A 254-nucleotide genomic window follows, 5' to 3' on the forward strand; every position below is an offset into this window, starting at 1 on the left:
GCGGTGATGTTGCCAGCCGTAAAGCCAGTCAAAATGCGATCAATACTTTGCAGCCATTATTACCAGAGTTATTAGGTGGTTCAGCGGATCTAGCTGGCTCAAACCTGACGCTATTCAAAGGTGCTAAAGGCATCGAAAAAGACGCTGATGGCAACTATATCTATTATGGCGTGCGCGAATTCGGTATGACAGCGATTGCCAATGGTATCGCGTTGCATGGCGGCTTTATCCCTTACGTGGCAACCTTCCTGATG

General features: G+C 48.0%; 1 pseudogene. It reads left to right on the forward strand.

Going from position 1 to position 254, the window contains the following annotated elements:
- Nucleotides 1-254, forward strand: a pseudogene (locus tag AAEY55_RS18485) (transketolase); the annotation flags it as partial.

This window comes from Pseudoalteromonas sp. 120-MNA-CIBAN-0494, assembly GCF_040308885.1.
In the GTDB taxonomy this organism is placed as follows: Bacteria; Pseudomonadota; Gammaproteobacteria; order Enterobacterales; family Alteromonadaceae; genus Pseudoalteromonas; species Pseudoalteromonas nigrifaciens.